Source organism: Mesorhizobium sp. M7A.F.Ca.US.010.02.1.1 (genome assembly GCF_004023085.1).
In the GTDB taxonomy this organism is placed as follows: domain Bacteria; phylum Pseudomonadota; class Alphaproteobacteria; order Rhizobiales; family Rhizobiaceae; genus Mesorhizobium.
The window spans coordinates 227,786-248,162 of record NZ_RZRV01000005.1; the positions used below are offsets into that span (position 1 = coordinate 227,786).

Consider the following 20,377-nt stretch of genomic DNA (forward strand, 5'->3'; position numbering starts at 1 on the left):
GCCTGTTGGCGGTTTTGTCCCCACGGAGTTTTGCATGCTGACCATTTCGGCCGCAGAGGTTGACCATGCCCTGAGCTTTGCCAGGCTGGTCGAGACGCTGCGCATGGCGTTTCGCGACGGTGCGGTGCAGCCGGTCAGGCATCATCATACGATCGAGCGGCCAGATGGTGCCGCCTCCACCCTGCTTTTGATGCCGGCCTGGACCGATCTCAACGCGGCCGGCACGTCGGCCGGCGGTCACGTCGGCGTCAAGATCGTTACCGTGTCCCCCGACAACAATGCCATCGGCAAGCCGGCGGTGATGGGGCTCTATCTCCTGCTCAATGGCGCCACCGGCGAACCCGAGGCCTTGATCGACGGCCAGCGGCTGACACAGTGGCGCACCGCCTGCGCTTCGGCGCTCGCGGCCTCCTATCTCGCCCGCGACGATGCCTCGCGGCTGCTGGTGGTCGGCGCCGGCGCGCTGTCGCCCTTCCTCGCCAAGGCGCACTCGGCCGTACGGCCGATCAAGACCATCCGCATCTGGAACCGCACTCCGGCCAATGCCGAGAAAGTCGCCGCCGACCTGCGCGCCGAGGGTTTTGCAGCCAGCGCGGCGAGCGATCTCGATGCCGAGCTTGGGCAGGCCGACATCGTCTCCTCGGCGACGATCACCACCACGCCGTTGATCAAGGGTGCGCTGTTGCAGCCGGGAACCCATGTCGACCTGGTCGGAGGCTTTACGCCGACGATGCGCGAGAGCGATGACGACGCGATCAGGCTTGCCCGCGTCTATGTCGACACCCGCGCCGGCGCCACCAAGGAAGCCGGCGACATCGTCCAGCCGCTGGCCTCCGGCGTGCTGAAGCCGGAAACCATCGTCGCCGATCTGCACGAATTGGCGCGCGGGCAGAAGAAGGGTCGCGAGAGCGCCGGTGAGATCACGCTGTTCAAGTCGGTCGGCGCGGCGCTCGAGGATCTTGCCGCCGGCATTGCCGTCTACAAGGCGATGAAGACTTAATTCGCTGCCGCAGCCGTTTTGGCGCCCATCGCCTCTGCGATCAGAGCAAAATCGGCCGCGCTGACCGAAAACAGGCCAAAGCGAAGCTGATAACCCCAGTTCGACTTGCCGACGGTGAATTCGAGCTTGTCGAGCAGCGGCTTGATCGGCGCTTCCTCGGCCTTAGCCCACGCAACATCGCGGCGGAACGGCGTGAAGCCGGCGCCCATATCGCCCTGATAGGGCCCGCCTTCCCGCACCGTGCCGATCGCGGTGAAGGCCTGCAGGCCATCTTTCTCGCCCAAAACAGTGGTCGGCGAATAGTAGACGATGCCATCGCCTGGCTTGACGCGACGCAGCGGTGCCGCCTTGCCGTGATTGACCTGCATGAAGCCGGCTGCGCGACCCCGCCGGACATGTTCGGCCGATGCCACCGCGATCCAATACGCGCTCATTTCTGGTCACCATCGGCTTGTGCGCCGTCGGACAGCCAATAGACGCGCAGGCGATGATTGTCGGGATCGAGCGCGACAAAAGTACGGCCGAAATCCATGTCGGTCGGCGTCTGCAGGATTGTCAGCCCGCGCCCGGACCAGTCGGCATGGGCGGCATCGACCGCATCGGGCGTATCCAGCGCAAACACGATTTCGGCGCCACCGCCTGACGTGGCGGCTGCCGGCTCCACCGTATGGCGCGACCACAGGCCGAACTTGAAGCCGGCATCGAGCACGAACAGCACGAAGGTCGGCGAACTTTCGACCGGCTGACGGCCGAGCAGCGCGCTGTAGAAGGCGCCGCTCTGCTGCGGCTGGTCGACATAGAGGATGACGAAATTCGGGGTGGTCATGTCTGCTCTCCAAGGTTCAGCGTTTCGACTTGGCGAACATAGGATGCGCTACTGTCAGTTTCTGGCAGTAGCCGTCACGAACCACGCGACGTGTCGAGCGTTGCCCGCCATTCCTTGAGCAGCGCCTGGCGACGATGGGGATAGCGCGTATCTGTTGCATGGAGTTCGGTAATGCGATCGGTGCGAAAATGCCGGAAATCGTGCCGCATCTCGCACCACGCCACCACCACCCGCACCTTGTCGAAGAAGCCCAGCGCAAATGGCCACACGACACGCTCGGACGCAGCGCCGCCAGCGTCGCGGTAAAGAAAGCCGAGCTTGCGCTCGTTGCGGATGGCCTGCCGTACGAGGCCAAGGTCGATGGTCTCGATGGCCATGGCGGGAGGGCCGACCAGCAGTGTGCTCGCGTCGAGATCCTCGCGCAGATCGTCCGGCAGGACAGCCGCGATCTTGGCCAACGCGTTGGCAGCGGCGGCCGAAAGACGCTGGTCCGGCTGCTTGGCGACCCAGCGCGAGCCGAGCACGATGGCTTCGATCTCCTCGTCGCTGAACATCAGCGGCGGCAGCATGAAGCCGGGCTTGAGCACATAACCGACACCCGCCTCGCCCTCGATCGGCGCGCCCTGGCCCTGCAGCGTGGCGATGTCGCGGTAGAGCGTGCGGATCGAAATCCCGAGTTCATCGGCCAGCGCTTGCCCGCTCACCGGCCGGCGATGCCGGCGCAGGCACTGGATCAGGTCGAGCAGGCGTTCGGAGCGGGACATCCGGTAGATTTGCCTGTTTCTTTGACATTGGTCCATCGCGGCCAACCTGAACCGGAGAGGCCGACCTGTCGGACTTGGTTGCGAAGCCGGTTGCCCTATGTCAAAAGCGGCCACCCCGTTCGGAGTTGCCCCCGCTTGAAGTCTTTTCGCGACAAACGCCGCGACAACCGTCCACATCCATCCGCGAAGGGTGCGGCGGACGTGTCGCGTCCGCGTCCCGGCCAGGCTCCCGCCAGACCGGAAGCGCCACCGCGCGAGCGCCATGAGGCGAAGACGGAAAGTCGTTCCGAACCGAACTCGGCGCCGCGCATCCTGGCCCGCCGCGAAGGCGCTCTGCCCGCCGAACATCTTCCCGTGATCCTGGAAGTGGCGCCGAATGCCGATTATGCGCTCCTCGACAGCGGCACCGGCCAAAAGCTCGAACAATATGGCCCCTACCGTATCGTACGGCCCGAGGGCCAGGCGATCTGGCAAAAGGCCTTGCCGGCAAAAGAATGGGAGCGCGCCGACGCCATCTTCACCGGTGATACCGACGAGGAAGGTATCGGCCGCTGGCGTTTCCCCAAGGTGCCGCTCGGCGAGACCTGGCCGATGAAGCATGACGGCATCGACTATCTCGGCCGTTTCACCTCGTTTCGCCATGTCGGCGTCTTTCCCGAGCAGGCCTCGCACTGGGACCACATGGCCGGGCTGATCGCGGCGGCGAAGCGGCCGGTCAAGGTGCTGAACCTGTTCGGCTATACCGGTCTTGCCTCGCTGGTGGCGGCCCGCGCCGGCGCCGAGGTCACCCATGTCGATGCCTCGAAGAAAGCGATCGGCTGGGCCCGCCAAAACCAGGAAATGGCGGGGCTTGGCAGTAAGCCGATCCGCTGGATCATCGACGATGCGGTGAAATTCGCCGAGCGCGAGGAGCGCCGCGGCAGCCGCTATGACATCATCTTGTTCGACCCGCCGGCCTATGGCCGCGGCCCCAAGGGCGAGGTCTGGCAATTGTTCGAGGACCTGCCTGATTTGACCGACCTTTGCCGCGCGATCCTGACGCCGAAGCCGCTCGCCGTGGTGCTAACCGCTTATTCGATCCGCGCCTCCTTCTTCGCCATCCACGCCTTGATGCGCGATACGTTTGCCGGCATGGGCGGCAAGATTGAATCGGGTGAGCTGATCATCCGTGAAAAGTCCGCCGGCCGGGCGCTCTCGACCTCATTGTTTTCGCGTTGGGTGGCTGAATGAACGAGCGGCATGCAGGCGCACCTGGCCAGGTGAAGGAGGTCACCAGCCTCGCCAATCCGCTGGTCAAGGACATCAAGGCGCTCGCTCAGAAGAAGTTCCGCGACCAGCAGAACGCCTTCATGGCCGAGGGGCTGAAGCTGGTCATCGATGCGCTCGATCTCGGCTGGCAGATCAGGACATTGGTTTTCGCCAAAGCCGGGCGCGGCAATGCGGCGGTGGAGAAGGTGGCCGCACGCACCGTTGCCGCAGGCGGCATGGTGCTAGAAGTGTCGGAAAAGGTGCTGGTCGCCATCACCCGCCGCGACAATCCGCAAATGGTGGTGGGCGTCTTTTCGCAGAAATTCCTCGCCTTGAAGGATGTGCGCGCCGACAATGGCGACGTCTGGGTGGCACTCGATCGGGTACGCGATCCCGGCAATCTCGGCACCGTCATCCGCACCGTCGATGCCGTCGGCGCCAAAGGCGTCATTCTGGTCGGCGATACCACTGATCCATTCTCCGTGGAGACGGTGCGCGCCACCATGGGTTCGATCTTTGCCGTGCCGGTAGCCAAGGCGACAACCGAGGCTTTCCTTGCCTGGCGGGGCGGCTTCTCAGGCCTCGTCGCCGGAACCCACCTGAAAGGCGCCGTCGACTACCGCTCGGTCGATTTTTCCCGCGGGCCCGTGCTGCTGATGATGGGCAACGAGCAGCAGGGGCTGCCCGAAAGCCTGGCTGCGAGCTGCGACAGGCTGCTCAGGATTCCGCAAGCGGGCCGTGCCGATTCGCTCAATCTGGCCGTCGCCACCGGCATCATGCTGTTCGAGATCCGGCGCGGCGCGCTGAAGCTCGAGCCAATCCTGGACCAGCAATGAAGGTTGCCTGCCCGTGAGATCATGGTCTCCCTACGCACTGCTCGTCGTCGCGGCCATCGCGCTCGACCAGTGGATAAAGTACCTGGTCGAGGCCGGTCTGCCTTTTCAGGAAAAGGTTGATCTGTTGCCCTTCCTGGCGCTGTTTCGCACCTACAATACCGGCATCGCCTTCTCGATGTTCTCATCCTTCGGCGACACCGGGCTGATCGTCATTTCGCTCGCCGTCGTTGCCTTCGTGCTGTTCCTGGCGACGCGGATCGCGCCGTCCCAGATCCTTGCCCGCACCGGCTTTGCGCTGATCGTCGGCGGCGCGCTCGGCAACCTGATCGACCGCGCCGTCTACGGCCACGTCATCGACTACATCCTGTTCCACACGCCGGTCTGGTCGTTCGCCGTCTTCAACCTTGCCGACGCCTTCATCTCGGTGGGCGCGGCACTGGTCGTCTTCGACGAGCTGTTCGGCTGGCGGCGCGAGCCCGGGCCGTCCAACGCCAAGCCTTCCAAAGCCATGCCTTCCAAGGCCAAGTCTTCGAAGGATTGACCCCGTGCCGCCATCGCCGCACAGTTCATGTCGCCAAACACGATCGCGGAGAAAGACATGTCCGAAACCTTCAAAGCCATCCTCGTTTCGCGTGACGCCGAGAAAAAGCAGTCGGTAACCGTGACCGATCTCACCGACGCCGACCTGATGGAAGGCGATGTCACCATCGCGGTCGAGGCAACGACGGTGAACTACAAGGATGGCCTGGCGATCACAGGCAAGGCGCCGGTGATCCGCCGCTGGCCGCTGGTGCCGGGCATCGATTTCGCCGGCACCGTCATCTCGTCTTCCCATCCCGACTGGCGCGCCGGTGACAAAGCCATCCTGAACGGCTGGGGCGTCGGCGAAACCCATTTCGGCGCCTATGCTGGCCGCGCCCGTGTCAAAGGCGACTGGCTGGTGCCGCTGCCGCAGGGCATCAGCCCGCATGACGCGATGGCCGTCGGCACCGCAGGCTATACCGCCATGCTCTGCGTCATGGCCCTGGAGCGGCACGGCATCCTGCCCGATCGCGGCCCGGTGGTGGTGACGGGGGCGGCCGGCGGTGTCGGCTCGGTCGCGGTCTCGATCCTGTCCAGCCTCGGCTACCATGTCATTGCTTCCACCGGCCGCAATGCCGAAAGCCCCTATCTGATCGACCTTGGCGCCGCCGAAGTGATATCGCGCGACGAGCTTGCCCAGCCGGCCAAGCCGCTGGCCAAGGAGCGCTGGGCCGGCGGCATCGACGCAGTTGGCAGCCACACGCTGGCCAATGTGCTCTCGATGACCTCCTATGGCGGCGCGGTCGCCGCCTGCGGCCTGGCCGGCGGCATGGACCTGCCGACCAGCGTCGCGCCCTTCATCCTGCGCGGCGTCTCATTGCTCGGCATCGATTCAGTGATGGCGCCGAAAGCAGTCCGCCTCGAGGCATGGCGCCGCATCGGCACCGACCTCGATCTTCAGAAGCTCGCCAGCCTGTCCAGCACCATCGGGTTCGACGGCATCGTCGATGCCGCGCGCGACATCGTCGACGGCAAGATCCGCGGCCGCGTCGTCGTGGATATGTGACTCCGCCCAACTGCCGGAAGGATGGAATCGCCAGATCTGCGGCAAACCCGCCGCGCCTCGGCAAAAAGCGCTCATCCGCTAAAATTCGAACGATCCGCCGCAATTTTCCATAATCTCTGTCTGGCAAGGATTTCGCATGATCGCGGAATCCGGCAGCCAACAGGCGGACACTGGCGACGACGTCGATGCGGTGCTCCCGCCGGCGGCGGCGCGGCGCTTTGTCGCCGCGCCGCCGCTGGTGCCCGAGCCGGAATTCTCCAGGCGCGAAAGCCTGCCCTTTCTGACATTCGTCGCCATCGTGGTGGTGGCCGGGCTGGCGCATCTGACCGGGGCACCAATCTTCATTAGCGTCGCATTGCTGGCAACCGGTCTTGCCGGTCTTGCCCTGCATCTGCGCGCCAGGCGGAGCGAACATCGCACCTCTGCCCTTCTTGACGAAACCACTGCCCGCAGCCGCGCCGAGATCGAGACGCTGGCCGACCGCATGTGGGAGATGCAGGAGAGCGATGAGCGCTTTCGCGGCCTGATCGACGCGCTTGGCGATCTCGTCATCCATCGCGACCGCGATGGCTACATCGTCTATGCCAACAAGGTCTTCGCCGATCTCGTCGAGATCGACCAGCGCGACCTTGCCGGCAAGACCCTGGCAGAACTGGGCATCGAGGTCGGCATGGTTCCCGATGCCGCCTTTTCCGACCATGAGTGCCTGAGTTCCACCGATGTCTCTATCAGCACGCCGAGCGGGCAGCGCTGGTTCTCCTGGATCGAACTGTCGGTGCGCGACAAGGACAGCGGCGCGGTTTCGCACCGCGCCATCGCCCGCGACATCACCGCCCGCAAACGCGCCGAATCCTCGCTGATCACCGCACGCGAACGGGCCGAATATGCCAGCCAGGCCAAATCGCGCTTCCTCGCCACCGTCAGCCATGAAATCCGCACCCCGATGAACGGCATCATGGGGATGGCCAGGTTGCTGGCCGACACCAGCCTGTCGCCGGAGCAGCAAACCTATGTCGGCGCCGTCTCGACCTCGGCCAGCGCATTGCTTGCCCTGATCGAGGATCTTCTCGACTATTCCAAGATCGAAGCCGGGCGTTTCGACCCCGAGCCGCAGCCGATGTCGGTGCGCGAGATCGCCGACAACATCATCGAATTGCTGGCAGCGCGGGCTTTCGCCAAGGATATCGGGCTGGGTTGCCATGTCGAACCCGACGTGCCGCAATTGATCACCGCCGATCCGGGCAAGGTGAGGCAGGTGCTTCTCAACCTCATCGGCAACGCCATCAAGTTCACCGACAGCGGCGGCGTGCTGGTGAGCATAGCACGCGCACGCACCGAAACCAGCGACCGCATATGCTTCACCATCGCCGATACCGGTCCGGGCCTGCGTGATGCCGACCTGGAGCGCATTTTCGAGGAGTTCGAGCAGGCCGACGGCACGTCGACACGCACACATGGCGGGGCCGGCCTCGGCCTTGCCATCTCCAGACGCCTGGTGGCCGCCATGGGCGGCACGATCTCGGTATCCAGCCGGCTCGGCCAGGGATCCGAGTTCGTCTTCGAAATCCCTGCGATAGCGGCCACCGAAGCGCCGCAGGGCCACCAGAATGCTCTCTCGGGCAGACGCGCGGTGATCCTGTCGAAGAACGCCGTCGAGGCCGACGCCATCGCCCGCACCATCCGCGCCAATGGCGGCGCGGTCGACATCGCCACCACTGCCGCACAGGCCGCGCCTTTCGCCGTTGGCTGCGATGCGATCCTGGTCGATGCAGCGATGGAAGAAGGCGACGGAAGGCTGCTCAAGCGCCTGCGCCAGAGCGGTTTCTCCGACTGTGAGGCGATCACGCTGATCGCGCCGACCGATCGCGGCATGCTTGGCGAGTTCCGCGCCAGCGGCTACGCAACCTTCCTGGCCAGACCGGTGCGTGGCGGAACACTTCTGCGTGTGCTGTTGAGCAGCCATGCTCCGAGCCTCGGCCCGCCGCAGCCGGAAAGGCGCGGCGCGCCGACGCTGCGCACCGTCGGCAACCGCCAGCGCGGCCTGTCGGTGCTGTTCGCCGAGGACAATGACATCAACGCCATGCTGGCCCGCGCCACGCTGCTGAAGGCCGGGCATCGCGTCAAGGTGGTCGGCAACGGCAAGGCCGCCGTCGAGGCTGTCACCGGCGCCGCGCACAAGGACCGCTTCGACGTGGTCTTGATGGATCTGCACATGCCGGTCATGGACGGGCTGGACGCGATCGCCGCCATCCGCCGCCATGAGGAAGAAAGTGCCGTGCGGCCGGTGCCGATCATGGTGCTGTCGGCCGACAGCCAGGAAAAGACCCGCCATGCGGTGTTGGCTCATGGCGCCAGCGGCTTTGTCACCAAGCCGCTCGACCCCGAGGCGCTGGTCAATGCCGTCGAGGGCCAGGTCGTCGCGGCCTGAGCTTTCCGTACCGCGCGATCACTTAAACGTAGCCGGTTGATCGTATTCGCCAGCCGACGAAGTATTGCCCACGACGTCGTATCACGGTACTGTCACAATCCTGTTGCACCTACACCGTATCCCCGTGCCAAGAGGGATGGCTCGAAGGAGAATCACTCGTGCATACAGTTATGCCGGAATGTGACACTCGGCCGAACGCCAGCAGCGCCTTGCTTGCCGGACGTAACGTCGATTCCGTCATAAAGGGCGCGGCGCTGGGCCGTATAGGCAATCTTGAAGTGCGGCTCGCTCGCAACGAGGCCGAGATCGCGGCCGCGCAGGAAGTGCGCTACCGGGTGTTCTACGACGAACTTGGCGCCAGGAAGGACCTGTTCCAGGCCCATGACCGCCGGGACGCCGATCGGTTCGATCCGCTCTGCGACCATCTGCTGGTTTTGGACACCACGCTTTCCGGTCCCGAACATCGCCGCATCGTCGGCACATATCGGCTGCTGCGGCAAGAAATCGCGGCCACGGCCGGTGGCTTCTATTCCGAAGGTGAATTCGAGCTGACCAAGCTCATCGCCCGCCATCCCGGCCAGCGTTTCCTTGAACTCGGCCGCTCCTGCGTGTTGCCGGAATACCGCTCGAAGCGCACCATCGAGGCGTTGTGGCAAGGCATCTGGGCTTACATCAATCATTACGAAATCGGTGTGATGACCGGCTGCGCGTCCTTTCACGGCACCGTGCCGGCGGCGCATGCGGAGGCGCTCACCTACCTCGCCCACCACTGCCGGACGAACTCGGCCTGGGACGTGCGCGCGGTGTCCGGGCGCTATTGCTCGATGGATCTGATGCCGATCGAGGCCGTCAATGCCAAGGCGGCGATCGCCGCGATGCCGCCTTTGGTCAAGGGCTATCTGCGCGTCGGTGCCCGCATCGGCGATGGTTGCGTCATCGATCGCGAATTCTCGACGGTCGATGTGTTCGTCGTGATGCCGGTCAAGGAGATCGGCGCACGCTACGTCAACTATTATGGCGGCGAAGCCCAGCGCTTCGCGGCGTGAGTGAGTAGGCAGTAGGCAGTAGGCAGTAGGCAGTAGGCAGTAGTGAAGACGCCACGATTAAGCTCCTGTGACTACTGATTATTCCCTATTCCCTATTCCCTATTCCCTATTCCCTATTCCCTATTCCCTATTCCCTCTCTTCACGGAATATCTTCCGGCCGCCTGCCGGGTCGGCTCTTGTAGGACGGAAACGACCAGCCGAATTTGAGCGCACCACCGCGCACGAGGAACGCCGCCGCAAAGCCGGCAAGGTCCGAGGCGAGCGGCGGCAGGCCGGCAAGATCGCCAAGCGTGTAAAGGCCGGCACCCGCAAGGGCCGCCGTGACGTAGATTTCGGGCCTGAGCAGCACCGATGGCTCGCCGGCAAGGAGATCACGCAAAATGCCGCCGAAAGTGGCGGTGAGCACGCCGGTGATGACGGACACGACCGGCGAGCCGGTAATCGCAAGCCCCTTGGCCGCGCCCATCACCGAAAAGGCGGCGAGCCCGATGGCGTCGAGCCAGAGCAGCCACTTCCAGCGCGATTCGACACGATGCGCGCTGAAGAAGACCAGCACCGCAACCGCGGCGCAGACCAGCACATAGCCGGAGTTGGCGACCCAGAAAACCGGCAGGTTGAGGATAACGTCGCGAAGCGTGCCACCGCCTATCCCGGTGACGCTGGCCAGGAACAGGAAGCCGATAATGTCGAGCTGCTTACGCGAAGCCGCCAGCGCCCCGGTCGCCGCGAAGACGGCGACACCGGCATAATCAAGAAGCGCGATAGGGTTCATGAGGCCAAGGCAGTAGAGATTAGGGATTAGGGAGTATGAATAGCACGAAGCCGCGCGATTGATACGACTGCCCTAGTTTCCTACTGCCTACTGCCTACTGCCTACTGCCTACTGCCTATTCTCCTGCCTCACGCATCTTTCTCGGCCTGTTCGTTCACCGGCCCCGGCTCAACCGGTGCTTCAGCGGCGGCGAACTTTGGCCCGCCCTTGGCGACGCCCACCATGGCCGGGCGCAGCACGCGGTCGCCGATCGAATAGCCCGGCTGCACGACCTGGACCACGGTGTTGGCCGGGACATCCGGATTGGGCACTTCGAACATCGCCTGGTGGAAATTGGGATCGAACTTCTCGCCTTCAGGCGCGAGCTTCTTGACCCCATGCCGTTCCAGCGCCGACAGCATGGCGCGCTCTGTGAGGTCGACGCCTTCGATCAGCGCCTTGAAGCCGGCGTCACCCGATGCCTTGGCCTCGGCGGGAATCGCATCCAGCGCGCGGCGCAGATTGTCCGACACCGACAACATGTCGCGGGCGAAATTCGCGACCGCGTAGGTGCGCGCATCGTGCACATCGCGCGCCGTGCGGCGACGCAGGTTTTCCATCTCGGCCGCCACGCGCAGCGCGCGGTCCTTCAGCTCTTCATTTTCCTTCAGCAGCCGCACAAGGGCTTCATAGTCACCGTCGGTGCTGCCTTCCGTGCGCTCGGCTGTGGGCTCGGTCGCCTCGACTTCATCGGGCGCGCGTTCGTCTTTTGCCTGGTCGCTCATCGCCGTTTCCCGTCAATCTCGAATGATGTGGATTTTGTGCCCGATATCGATGTTTGGCGGCCAAAAATCAAGGGGTAAGCGACTATGGAAGCCGCCGGCCAAGGCCGGACAATGACAGGCAAGACATTTCGACTTTAATTCAAATTTTACCTTAACCGCCGGCTTTGCTTGCCACACAGGCATGATGGGGGAACCATTCTCTTGCTGCAGGAGTTTCGAAGCCGAGACAGGATTTTGAGATGATGACCAGCAACATGGGCGAAAAGGCAGAGGGGCTGGCCATCGAGATCAGGCGCCAGTTCGGCGCCGAGGCGGTGACCCGCTTTCTGCGCACCTTGCCGGCCTTCCGCACCGAGGCCGACATCCCCGACCGGCTCAGAGAACTGCTCGACCGCCTCGATGGGGCGGAGCGCGGTGACATCGGCTGGCGCCGGCCGTAACGCAACAATCGATCCTGGCAGCAAACCTCCTATCGGCAATAGCCGGGGAGAGCCGAACCATCTAAGATAGATGGGTCGGTTCAAATGGAGGACGTAATGCGTAAGGTTTCGATTACCTCATCGCTGATGGCGCTTGTCGGCCTCGGCGCCATCACCTTGGCGGCCTTTCCGGCACAAGCAGACAATCTGCAGCTGCAATTGGGCAAACATGGCCCGCGGCTGAAACTCATGGAAGATTGCGACCCCGCCTACGACGATTGCGAAGGTCCCCGTCGCGACGATCGGCGCGACCGGCGTCAACGAGGCTGCACGGAAGACCGGGCTCTCGACAAGGCAGAGCGAATGGGCATCCGCCGCGCAAGAATTGAGTCCGTCGGCCGCCGGGAGATCACGGTCCGCGGCAGACAGGGTGGCGACCGCGTGCGCGTGACTTTTGGCACCGAGCGCGGCTGTCCTATCCTCGATCGCGAATAGCGGTCGACGTCATCAGCAGGTTGAGCTGGCGGTTGGCCGGCTCGACCGCCAAGCCACGCGACAATTACGCACAGTAATTTTGCGTGATGTTGCCTTGCGGCGGCGAGGCACCGCGCCTATGCTTCCTGATGAACATGATTTCCCCTGAGGCGGTGGCCAACAGCAAGCGTGCCTGGCTGAAGATTCTCGCCCGCTACAAGAAGCCCGACAGGCGGCGCAGCGCCGTCGAACTCGCCATCACCCTCATTCCATTCGCCATACTCTGGGGACTGTCCTCGGCGGCCTATGCCTATGGCCATTGGTGGGGACTGGTCCTCATCCTTCCCGCGGCCGGGTTTCTGGTGCGCATCTTCATGATCCAGCACGACTGCGGCCACGGCTCCTTCTTCGCCAATCGCTACGCCGACGACTGGATTGGCCGCGCGCTCGGCATCCTGACGCTGACGCCCTACGATTGCTGGCGGCGTGCCCACGCGACGCACCACGCCAGCGCCGGCAATCTTGACGAACGCGGCATGGGCGACATCCGGACGCTGACCGTTGCAGAATACCGGCAGATGTCGTGGCGAGGCCGCCTCGCCTACCGTCTCTATCGCCACCCGCTGGTGATGTTCGGGCTCGGTCCGATCTGGCTGTTCATCTTCGAGCAAAGGCTCCCCGTCGGCATGATGCGCGGCGGCCTGACCCCTTGGGTGTCGTCGATGACCACCAATCTTGGCATCGCGGTCGCGGCAGCCATCCTCATCTGGTTCGTCGGCCCAGGCGCTTTCCTGGTGGTCCACCTGCCGATCGTCATCCTCGCCGGTTCGGCCGGCATCTGGCTGTTCTACGTCCAGCACCAGTTCGAGGAAACGGAATGGGCGAAGGATGCCGACTGGGAATTCCAGCACGCTGCCCTGCACGGATCGTCCTATTACGATCTACCGCCGGTGCTGAACTGGCTCACCGGCAACATCGGTGTCCATCACGTCCATCATCTCTCCGCCAAGGTGCCGTGCTACCGGTTGCAGGAAGTGCTGCGGGATTATCCCGAGTTGCGCGACATCGGCCGTGTCACGCTGCTCGAAAGCTTGCGCTGCGTCAAACTGGCATTGTGGGACGAAAACCGCCGCAAGCTGGTGTCGTTCCGCGAGGCACGGGCGGCGGCTTAAGCAATTCCAGGAGAAGTTTGAACGGTTTTCCAGGGAAAGCGCGTAACGTTTTCCCTGGGCAATTGCGTCATAACAAAAGGACCGCCGCGCTATGGGCGCCGCGGCCTGGAGCTCCGATCAGGCAGCCCTGATCATGTCGGCGGCCTTTTCGGCGATCATGATGGTTGGGGCATTGGTGTTGCCACCAATCAGTGTCGGCATCACCGAGGCGTCGACGACACGCAAGGCTTCAAGCCCGCGCACCTTGAGTTGCGGATCGACCACCGCCATCTCGTCGACTCCCATCCGACAGGAGCCGACCGGGTGATAGACCGTGTCGGCGCGGGTACGGATATGGGTCATCAGATCGGCATCGCTCGGCTCGCCGGCGATGTGCATTTCCTTGTGCCGGTAGCGCGTCAGCGCCGGCGAAGCCAGCACCTGCCGGGTGATCCTCACGCCTTTCAGCAGCAGTTCCGCATCGCGCTGGTCGCCGAGAAAGCGCGGATCGATGCGTGGCGCGGCAAATGGATCGGCGCTGGCCAGCCCAACCTCGCCACGTGAGTGCGGCCGCAATATGCAGACATGACAGGAAAAACCGAAGCCGTAGTGCAGCGTGCGCGCATGGTTTTCGACCAGGCCGATGACGAATTGCAGCTGCAGGTCAGGGCGTTCAAGCGCCGGGTCGGATTTGACGAAAGCGCCGCTCTCGGCCGCCGGCGAGGCGATCAGCCCGGTTCCATCCCGGCGCCACTGCGCGATGTGCCTGAGGAAACTCAACGCGCCGCGCGGGCTCATGCCAAGCATATCGGTGTCCTTCGATCTCCAGCCGACGATGAAATCGAGGTGATCCTGCAGGTTCTTGCCGACGCCCGGCAATTCGTGGACGACGGGAATGCCATGCACGGCAAGTTCGGCCGCCGGGCCGATACCCGACAGCAACAGAAGCTGCGGCGAACCGAAGGCACCGCCACAGAGGATCACCTCGCGCGACGCCTGTGCCACTGTCTCGCCTTTGCGTGTCCGGTAGCGGATGCCGGTGGCGCGCTTGCCGTCAAGGACGATGCCTGTGGCGTGCGCCCGCGTGACCACGGTCAGATTGGTCCGCTGCATCACCGGATGGAGATAGGCGGCGGCAGTCGAACAGCGCTCGCCATTACGGGCGCCACCGGCAAACTGGGTCACCTGGAAATAGCCGGCGCCCTCTTGTTCCGGTCCGTTGAAATCGTCCGAGGCGCGAATCTGGTTTTCGGCACAAGCCTCTATGAAGGCCTTGGCGATCGGCCTCGGCGAGCGCTGGTTCGACACTTTCAGCGGGCCGTCCCCGCCATGCAACGCATCAGTGCCGCGCTCATTGCCCTCGGCGCGCCGGAAATAGGGCAGCACCTCATCCCACGACCAGCCCTCGCAGCCTAGATTTGCCCATTCGTCATAGTCGCTGCGATGGCCCCTGACATAGAGCATTGCATTGATTGCGCTGGAGCCGCCCAGCGCCTTGCCGCGCGGCTGGTAGCCCTTGCGGCCGCCAAGACCTTGCTGCGGCACGGTCTCGAAGGCCCAGTTGTTGATTCTGGGCCGGCCGGAAAGCATGCTGATAATGCCAGCAGGAGCGCGGATCAGCATATCCCTGCCCTCGCCGCCAGCTTCGATCAGGCAGACCGTTTTCGATGGATCTTCCGAAAGCCGCGCGGCAAGCGCACAGCCGGCGGACCCACCGCCGGCTATGACATAGTCGTAACGCATGAAGACCCCTCCCCGATCGTCCACGGATTTCCATCCGGATGATCAAGAAAAGGCCTGAACACGACTGATGTAAAGACGCGCGGAATTACCGCAACGTCAGCTGCTGCGAACGCGCCGCCAGGAGTATTTCGGGCCTTTTGGTTCCGGCACGGCGGCTGGCTGGTAGTAGAGCCCCAATCCGCCGGTACGGTCCTCCTCCAGGCGCTTCAACAGCACCGGATTGGAAATCTCGAACTCGTCGAAGCCCAGCCGCAGCATATGCGGCAGCTGGTCCACCAGCACTTGGCCCGTGGCGCGAACGGCACCTTCGAAATGGTAGCGGCCGCGCAGCAGTTCTCCCTTAGAGAAGGAGCGGCCGTCGCTGAAGGCCGGGAAGGCCAATGCCACCAGCGACAGCTGGTCGAGCAGGTCGGCAATCTTCTCGAGCTGATCACCCGGCTGCAGCAGGACGCCGAGCCGTTCCTTGGCCGAGCGGCGCACCTCCGGATCCAGATCGAGGAAGACTTGCAACGGCAGGATGAAGCGGCCGTTGCCGGACAGCGCATCGGCGCTTTCGGCATGCGTCCACTCATCCTCGTGAAAACCCGCAGGGGTCCAGAGCCGGGTCTCCGGTGTCGTCGGTCCAGTCATAAAGATTCCTAAAGCCCCAAGATCCAGGTCCGCTGAAAGTCCATCCCACGCAAAGCCGGCGGCCTCCGGATGAAGGTCGCCGTTCGCAGGCCGGCTGAATTTCAGCATACCCTATAGTGATGCGTCGGTCAGCGACTTCTCCAGCCCCGACAGGTGAATGCCGCACTCGGTCTTGGCATGACCGGCCCAGCGGCCGCTGCGCGCGTCCTCGCCCGGCTGCACCGGCTGCGTGCACGGGAAGCAGCCGATCGACAAATAGCCATAAGCGACCAGCGGATTTTCGCGCAGCGCATGCGCGCGCATGTAGTCGGCCTGATCCGATGTCGTCCAGTGTGCCAGCGGATTGATGCGGATGCGCGGACCGACGGCCTCGAACACCGGCAGCGCTGCCCGTGTCGCGGCCTGAAAGCGCTTGCGGCCGGTTAACCAGGCGCGGAAGGGTGCAACGCCACGCGCCAACGGCTCGACCTTGCGTACATCGCAGCAGGCGTCGGTGTTGCTCTGATGCAGATTGCCCGTCGGATCGATCCGTTCGAGTGCTGCTTCCTCGGGTTTGATCACCCTTATGTTGGTCAGCCCGAAATCGGCGGCGAGCGCGTCGCGATAGCCGAGCGTCTCCTCGAAATGCTTGCCGGTGTCGAGGAAGATGACCGGCAGTGTCCGGTCGATCTTGGCGATCATGTGCAGCAGCACAGCCGAGTCCGCGCCGAACGACGACACCGCAGCGATCTCGTCGAGGAACAGTTCGCGGGCCGAGCGTTCGATGATCTCGATCGGCTTCAGATGACCGTAGAGCGCGTCGAGCCCCGCCGCTTTGGCGGCGATGCCGTCATCGACGTTTCCGATACGGTCAAGCGGCCTTGGCTTCGCCAGCATAGAGCGCCTCCTTGAACGGCGCGGGACCGACTCGGCGGTAGGCGTCGATGAATTTCTCTTGTGGGTCGAGCCGAAGGCCGAGATAGGTCTCGACGATCTGTTCGATGGCGTCGGTGATCTCTTCCGAAGAGAAGCCGCGGCCGATGATCTCGCCGACCGAGGTGTTCTCGTCTGCCGAGCCGCCCAGCGTCACCTGATAGAGTTCGGAGCCCTTCTTCTCGACGCCGAGGATGCCGATGTGGCCGACATGGTGATGACCGCAGGCGTTGATGCAGCCGGAGATCTTCAGCTTCAGTTCGCCGATCTCGCGCTGCCGCTCCAGCGAGGCGAAGCGTTGCGAGATTTCCTGCGCGATCGGGATCGAGCGCGCCGTGGCCAGCGCGCAATAATCGAGACCCGGGCAAGCGATGATGTCCGATATCAGGTTGGAATTGGCCGTCGCCAGGCCGATGCCGACCAGCGCATCATAGACCGCCTTGAGGTCGGCGCGGGCCACATGCGGCAGGATCAGGTTCTGCTCATGGCTGACACGCAGCTCGTCAAAGCCATACTTCTCGGCGATGTCGGCGATCGCTTCCATCTGGCTGTCCGAAGCGTCGCCGGGCACCTCGCCGATGCCCTTCAGCGAGATCGTCACCGCCGCATAGTCGGGATGGCGGTGCGTCACGACGTTCTGGTCGAGCCACTCCGAGAACCCCTTGGAATCGAGCCGCGCCAGCTTGACCGCCTGGTCGCCTTCCGGCCGCCCAGCGAGCACCGGTGGCGCGAAATAGGCCTCGATGGCGCGGATGTCGGCTTCCGGCAGCTTCAACTCGGCGTCCTTCAACTCCTGCCACTCGGCCTCGACCTGGCGGGTGATCTCCTCGACGCCGGTCTCATGGACGAGGATCTTGATGCGCGCCTTGTATTTGTTGTCGCGGCGGCCATAGAGGTTGTAAACGCGCAGGATCGCCGTGCAGTAAGACAAAAGATCGGCTTCCGGCAGGAAGTCGCGGATTTTCCGGGCAACCATTGGCGTGCGACCCTGGCCGCCGCCGATATAGACGGCAAAACCGAGTTCGCCGGCGGCGTTCTTCTTCAGGTGCAGGCCGATGTCGTGGGTCTGAATGGCGGCGCGGTCGCGCTCGGCACCCGTCACCGCGATCTTGAATTTGCGCGGCAGGAATGAGAATTCCGGATGCACCGACGACCACTGGCGCAGGATTTCCGCGTAGGGACGCGGATCGGCGACTTCGTCGGCGGCAGCGCCAGCGAAGTGGTCTGCGGTGACGTTGCGGATGCAATTGCCGCTGGTCTGGATGGCATGCATCTCAACGCTCGCGAGATCCGCCAGGATCGCCGGAATGTCCGACAGCGCCGGCCAGTTGAACTGGATGTTCTGGCGCGTGGTGAAATGGCCATAGCCCTTATCGTATTTGCGGGCGATGTGGCCAAGCATGCGCAACTGCTTGCCGTTCAGCGTGCCGTAAGGCACCGCGATGCGCAGCATGTAGGCGTGCAGTTGGAGATAGACGCCGTTCATCAGCCTCAATGGCCGGAACTGGTCCTCGGTGATCTCGCCGGCAAGACGACGCTGCACCTGGTCGCTGAACTCCGCGACGCGGGCCTGGACAAAATCGTGGTCGAACTCATCGTAACGGTACATGCTTGGTCTTTCAGGGCGCGTCCGCCCATGCCTGGTGTCTCGGTTATGCTGCCCGCGCAGCCTGCTTGCCGAGATCGTTGCGGATTGTCGGGCCGGCGGCGCGGATCTTCTCGCGCAGCCGCACCGGTTGGACGACGCCGTTGACGACTTCAGCGTCGATCAAATTGACGTCGACCACTTCGTTGGCGGCATAGGCCTTGGCGCCGATCGCCTCGAGCCTGTCCTCGGCTGCCTTGTCATGGGCGAGGTCGGCATGGTCCACCGTCTCGGCCCAGCCGCCATCGGCGTACCAGACGGCAATACCGTCGGTGAGGCGGTTGGCGGTCAGTATCTTCATTGCTGAACTCCTTCGGCGACCGAACTGGACGCGCCTTCATGCCTGTGTGCCGCCAGCGGCTCGGACCGTTCAAAGTTGGCGCCGGCGACCGCATCGCCGATGATGGTCATGACCGGGCCGGAAAGATCGGCGCGCGTTTCCAGCGACGGCAGGTCGGCAAGCGTGCCGTGGAAGCGACGCCGGTTGGCGAGGCTGGCATTCTCGACCACGGCCACCGCCGTATCTGGCGACAGACCGGCCTCGATCAGCCGTCCGGCAACCTCGGCGGCCACCGAGCGGCCCATATAAACGGCGACGGTGGCGCCGGAAATGGCGAGCTTGGCCCAGTCGGGCAGCGAATTGCCCTTGAGGTCGTGGCCGGTGGTGAACACCATCGACGAGGAGACACCGCGCAAGGTCAGCGGCAGTTCGAAATCGGCGGCGGCAGCAAAGGCCGCGGTGACACCCGGAACCACCTCATAGGCGATGCCGGCATCGCGAAGTGCCGCCATCTCTTCGCCCGCCCGGCCGAACACCAGCGGATCGCCTGACTTCAGCCGCACGACACGCTTGCCTTCACGGCCAAGCTCGACCAGCAGCGCATTGATCTCAGCCTGGCTCTTGGTGTGACAGCCCTTGCGCTTTCCGACCGGCAGACGCTCGGCATCGCGGCGACCCATGGCAACCACCGCCTCCGGCACCAGCGCGTCATGGACGATGACATCGGCTTCCATCAGCAGGCGGTGTGCGCGCAAGGTCAGAAGATCCTCGGCGCCCGGACCGGCACCGACCAGCGCGATGTGGCCGCGAGCCGGCGCATTCGAAAGCAGGAGATCGACGGCAGCATCATGCGCCTGCGAAAGCTGACCGATTTCAGCCGCGCGTGCAGGAGCACCAGTGAAGAAATCATTCCAGAAGCGGCGCCGGGCATTGCCTCTCGGCAGCAGCTTCTCGGCAGCCCCGCGAAACGAAGCGGCAAGCGTTGCCAGCGGCCCGAGCGACGGCGACAGCATACGGTCGATGCGGCCGCGCAGCATCTGCGCAAGCACCGGCCCGGCGCCTTCGGTGCCGATGGCGATGGCGACTGGCGCGCGGTTGACCAGCGCCGGGGTGAAGAAATCGCAAAGCTCAGGCCGATCGACGGCATTAACCGGAATGCTTAGGCGGCGCGCATCCGCAGCCACCCGACGGTCGAGTTCCTCGTCGCCGCTGGCGGCAAACACCATGATCGCGCCTTCGAGCTGCGATGCGTCGTAAGCGGCGGCAAAATGGCTCGCGCCGGCCTGGGCGACGAAGGCGAGCAGGTCGGGCTCGGCGTGTTCCGCGATAATCCGCAGGACCGCACTCGACTGTCCGATCAGCCGCGCCTTGGCCAGCGCCTCTTCGCCGCCGCCGACGATGGCCACGGCTTCGCCCTCGACCCGCATGAACACGGGGAAGGCGTTGAGCTTGGGAGCAGTGTGCGACATGGACGCGAGCGGAATCCTGAATGAGCTTGCAGTTCTACGCGCGGGCGCGAGAAACCAGAAGGAACGCACTCGCGCATCCCTTATCGGGATGCAATTGCTTTTCTGAAAGCATCCCGGCCAAGAGAAAAATATTTCTCGTTTACAGATGGAGCGGATTCAAGCTGCTGTCGCAGGCCTTGTTTTCCGGGTCTTTTAGCGCCCGGGGAGAAAAGCCGCAAAACCGTTTTTTCTAAATTCTACCAAATTAGTAGATTAAAGCCGCGAACTCTGGATAGCCAGAATGTCCAACGCCGACGCGGCTGCCGACTGGAACATTAGTGGCTCCGGGCGCGTTCTCAAAAGGCCTGTCATATCGGATCGAAACCCCGGCTGCGGAACGCC

21 protein-coding genes are annotated in these 20,377 nt (G+C 64.0%); 10 read left to right on the top strand and 11 right to left on the bottom strand.

The window, feature by feature from the left end; all coding sequences use genetic code 11:
* The first annotated feature begins 34 nt into the window (after window positions 1–34).
* Window positions 35–1,000, top strand: coding sequence for an ornithine cyclodeaminase family protein (locus EOA19_RS07785; RefSeq protein ID WP_023812533.1), 966 nt, complete (start codon window positions 35–37; stop codon window positions 998–1,000).
* On the opposite strand, the gene EOA19_RS07790 is transcribed toward EOA19_RS07785, so the two are convergent.
* From EOA19_RS07790 to EOA19_RS07800, 3 genes are all read right to left on the bottom strand, one after another.
* The gene (locus tag EOA19_RS07790; RefSeq protein WP_023812532.1) at window positions 997–1,434 is read right to left on the bottom strand and encodes an EVE domain-containing protein; all 438 of its coding nucleotides are present in this window, start codon (window positions 1,432–1,434) and stop codon (window positions 997–999) included. The genes EOA19_RS07785 and EOA19_RS07790 overlap by 4 nt on opposite strands.
* Complete coding sequence (locus tag EOA19_RS07795) at window positions 1,431–1,826, bottom strand: VOC family protein (RefSeq protein WP_128303211.1); 396 nt, start codon at window positions 1,824–1,826, stop codon at window positions 1,431–1,433. Before EOA19_RS07795 ends, EOA19_RS07790 begins: the two co-directional genes overlap by 4 nt.
* A gap of 74 nt (window positions 1,827–1,900) precedes the next feature.
* Entirely contained in the window at window positions 1,901–2,590 is a 690-nt protein-coding gene (locus EOA19_RS07800; RefSeq protein ID WP_128303212.1) for a YafY family protein, read from the bottom strand.
* A gap of 135 nt (window positions 2,591–2,725) precedes the next feature.
* Between EOA19_RS07800 and EOA19_RS07805 the strand changes: the two genes are divergently transcribed.
* The 6 genes from EOA19_RS07805 (at window position 2,726) to EOA19_RS07830 (ending at window position 9,736) form a co-directional block, all read left to right on the top strand.
* The gene (locus EOA19_RS07805) at window positions 2,726–3,820 is read left to right on the top strand and encodes a class I SAM-dependent rRNA methyltransferase (protein WP_128303213.1); all 1,095 of its coding nucleotides are present in this window, start codon (window positions 2,726–2,728) and stop codon (window positions 3,818–3,820) included.
* Complete coding sequence (locus EOA19_RS07810; RefSeq protein WP_013529576.1) at window positions 3,817–4,674, top strand: RNA methyltransferase; 858 nt, start codon at window positions 3,817–3,819, stop codon at window positions 4,672–4,674. Before EOA19_RS07805 ends, EOA19_RS07810 begins: the two co-directional genes overlap by 4 nt.
* Before the next feature lie 13 nt (window positions 4,675–4,687).
* Complete coding sequence (lspA, locus tag EOA19_RS07815) at window positions 4,688–5,215, top strand: signal peptidase II (protein WP_128303214.1); 528 nt, start codon at window positions 4,688–4,690, stop codon at window positions 5,213–5,215.
* 57 nt (window positions 5,216–5,272) lie between these two features.
* On the top strand, window positions 5,273–6,262 hold the full coding sequence (locus tag EOA19_RS07820; protein WP_128303215.1) for an MDR family oxidoreductase: 990 nt from the start codon (window positions 5,273–5,275) through the stop codon (window positions 6,260–6,262).
* 136 nt (window positions 6,263–6,398) lie between these two features.
* Window positions 6,399–8,690, top strand: coding sequence for a PAS domain-containing hybrid sensor histidine kinase/response regulator (locus tag EOA19_RS07825; RefSeq protein WP_128303216.1), 2,292 nt, complete (start codon window positions 6,399–6,401; stop codon window positions 8,688–8,690).
* A 170-nt stretch (window positions 8,691–8,860) separates the two neighbouring features.
* On the top strand, window positions 8,861–9,736 hold the full coding sequence (locus EOA19_RS07830; RefSeq protein WP_023812526.1) for a GNAT family N-acetyltransferase: 876 nt from the start codon (window positions 8,861–8,863) through the stop codon (window positions 9,734–9,736).
* A gap of 140 nt (window positions 9,737–9,876) precedes the next feature.
* On the opposite strand, the gene EOA19_RS07835 is transcribed toward EOA19_RS07830, so the two are convergent.
* Together EOA19_RS07835 and grpE are read right to left on the bottom strand one after the other, a co-directional pair.
* Window positions 9,877–10,509: a trimeric intracellular cation channel family protein gene (locus EOA19_RS07835; protein WP_128303217.1), complete on the bottom strand. Its 633-nt coding sequence runs from the start codon at window positions 10,507–10,509 to the stop codon at window positions 9,877–9,879.
* Window positions 10,510–10,637: 128 nt separating this feature from the next.
* Window positions 10,638–11,273 (bottom strand): nucleotide exchange factor GrpE, encoded by a 636-nt coding sequence (grpE, locus tag EOA19_RS07840; RefSeq protein ID WP_127269660.1) that lies wholly within the window; start codon window positions 11,271–11,273, stop codon window positions 10,638–10,640.
* Window positions 11,274–11,512: 239 nt separating this feature from the next.
* On the opposite strand from grpE, the gene EOA19_RS07845 reads away from it, so the two are divergent.
* From EOA19_RS07845 to EOA19_RS07855, 3 genes are all read left to right on the top strand, one after another.
* The gene (locus EOA19_RS07845; RefSeq protein WP_128303218.1) at window positions 11,513–11,713 is read left to right on the top strand and encodes a hypothetical protein; all 201 of its coding nucleotides are present in this window, start codon (window positions 11,513–11,515) and stop codon (window positions 11,711–11,713) included.
* A 96-nt stretch (window positions 11,714–11,809) separates the two neighbouring features.
* A complete protein-coding gene (locus tag EOA19_RS07850) occupies window positions 11,810–12,187 on the top strand; it encodes a hypothetical protein (RefSeq protein WP_164780323.1) in 378 nt (125 codons plus the stop codon).
* Window positions 12,188–12,315: 128 nt separating this feature from the next.
* The gene (locus EOA19_RS07855; protein ID WP_023812521.1) at window positions 12,316–13,338 is read left to right on the top strand and encodes a fatty acid desaturase; all 1,023 of its coding nucleotides are present in this window, start codon (window positions 12,316–12,318) and stop codon (window positions 13,336–13,338) included.
* Window positions 13,339–13,455: 117 nt separating this feature from the next.
* Here the strand turns inward: EOA19_RS07855 and EOA19_RS07860 are convergent, their stop codons facing one another.
* From EOA19_RS07860 to cysG, 6 genes are all read right to left on the bottom strand, one after another.
* On the bottom strand, window positions 13,456–15,060 hold the full coding sequence (locus tag EOA19_RS07860; RefSeq protein ID WP_128303220.1) for a GMC family oxidoreductase N-terminal domain-containing protein: 1,605 nt from the start codon (window positions 15,058–15,060) through the stop codon (window positions 13,456–13,458).
* A gap of 96 nt (window positions 15,061–15,156) precedes the next feature.
* Window positions 15,157–15,690, bottom strand: a complete 534-nt coding sequence (locus EOA19_RS07865) for a DUF934 domain-containing protein (protein ID WP_128303221.1) — start codon at window positions 15,688–15,690, stop codon at window positions 15,157–15,159.
* Between the two features lie 111 nt (window positions 15,691–15,801).
* Entirely contained in the window at window positions 15,802–16,566 is a 765-nt protein-coding gene (locus tag EOA19_RS07870; RefSeq protein WP_128303222.1) for a phosphoadenylyl-sulfate reductase, read from the bottom strand.
* A complete protein-coding gene (locus EOA19_RS07875) occupies window positions 16,541–18,211 on the bottom strand; it encodes a nitrite/sulfite reductase (RefSeq protein WP_128303223.1) in 1,671 nt (556 codons plus the stop codon). Before EOA19_RS07875 ends, EOA19_RS07870 begins: the two co-directional genes overlap by 26 nt.
* A gap of 43 nt (window positions 18,212–18,254) precedes the next feature.
* Complete coding sequence (locus EOA19_RS07880; RefSeq protein ID WP_027037731.1) at window positions 18,255–18,548, bottom strand: DUF2849 domain-containing protein; 294 nt, start codon at window positions 18,546–18,548, stop codon at window positions 18,255–18,257.
* Window positions 18,545–19,996 (bottom strand): siroheme synthase CysG, encoded by a 1,452-nt coding sequence (cysG, locus tag EOA19_RS07885; RefSeq protein WP_023812515.1) that lies wholly within the window; start codon window positions 19,994–19,996, stop codon window positions 18,545–18,547. Before cysG ends, EOA19_RS07880 begins: the two co-directional genes overlap by 4 nt.
* Between the last annotated feature and the right edge of the window lie 381 nt (window positions 19,997–20,377).

Bases quoted from the DNA above. Each gene is read 5' to 3' on its own strand.
- EOA19_RS07880 (WP_027037731.1), bottom strand. From the start codon at position 18,548: ATGAAGATACTGACCGCCAACCGCCTCACCGACGGTATTGCCGTCTGG.
- EOA19_RS07820 (WP_128303215.1), top strand. From the start codon at position 5,273: ATGTCCGAAACCTTCAAAGCCATCCTCGTTTCGCGTGACGCCGAGAAA.
- EOA19_RS07870 (WP_128303222.1), bottom strand. From the start codon at position 16,566: ATGCTGGCGAAGCCAAGGCCGCTTGACCGTATCGGAAACGTCGATGAC.
- EOA19_RS07850 (WP_164780323.1), top strand. From the start codon at position 11,810: ATGCGTAAGGTTTCGATTACCTCATCGCTGATGGCGCTTGTCGGCCTC.
- EOA19_RS07860 (WP_128303220.1), bottom strand. From the start codon at position 15,060: ATGCGTTACGACTATGTCATAGCCGGCGGTGGGTCCGCCGGCTGTGCG.
- EOA19_RS07790 (WP_023812532.1), bottom strand. From the start codon at position 1,434: ATGAGCGCGTATTGGATCGCGGTGGCATCGGCCGAACATGTCCGGCGG.
- EOA19_RS07800 (WP_128303212.1), bottom strand. From the start codon at position 2,590: ATGTCCCGCTCCGAACGCCTGCTCGACCTGATCCAGTGCCTGCGCCGG.
- EOA19_RS07830 (WP_023812526.1), top strand. From the start codon at position 8,861: ATGCCGGAATGTGACACTCGGCCGAACGCCAGCAGCGCCTTGCTTGCC.
- EOA19_RS07795 (WP_128303211.1), bottom strand. From the start codon at position 1,826: ATGACCACCCCGAATTTCGTCATCCTCTATGTCGACCAGCCGCAGCAG.
- EOA19_RS07875 (WP_128303223.1), bottom strand. From the start codon at position 18,211: ATGTACCGTTACGATGAGTTCGACCACGATTTTGTCCAGGCCCGCGTC.
- EOA19_RS07810 (WP_013529576.1), top strand. From the start codon at position 3,817: ATGAACGAGCGGCATGCAGGCGCACCTGGCCAGGTGAAGGAGGTCACC.
- EOA19_RS07825 (WP_128303216.1), top strand. From the start codon at position 6,399: ATGATCGCGGAATCCGGCAGCCAACAGGCGGACACTGGCGACGACGTC.
- EOA19_RS07845 (WP_128303218.1), top strand. From the start codon at position 11,513: ATGATGACCAGCAACATGGGCGAAAAGGCAGAGGGGCTGGCCATCGAG.
- cysG (WP_023812515.1), bottom strand. From the start codon at position 19,996: ATGTCGCACACTGCTCCCAAGCTCAACGCCTTCCCCGTGTTCATGCGG.
- EOA19_RS07835 (WP_128303217.1), bottom strand. From the start codon at position 10,509: ATGAACCCTATCGCGCTTCTTGATTATGCCGGTGTCGCCGTCTTCGCG.
- EOA19_RS07785 (WP_023812533.1), top strand. From the start codon at position 35: ATGCTGACCATTTCGGCCGCAGAGGTTGACCATGCCCTGAGCTTTGCC.
- EOA19_RS07855 (WP_023812521.1), top strand. From the start codon at position 12,316: ATGAACATGATTTCCCCTGAGGCGGTGGCCAACAGCAAGCGTGCCTGG.
- grpE (WP_127269660.1), bottom strand. From the start codon at position 11,273: ATGAGCGACCAGGCAAAAGACGAACGCGCGCCCGATGAAGTCGAGGCG.
- EOA19_RS07865 (WP_128303221.1), bottom strand. From the start codon at position 15,690: ATGACTGGACCGACGACACCGGAGACCCGGCTCTGGACCCCTGCGGGT.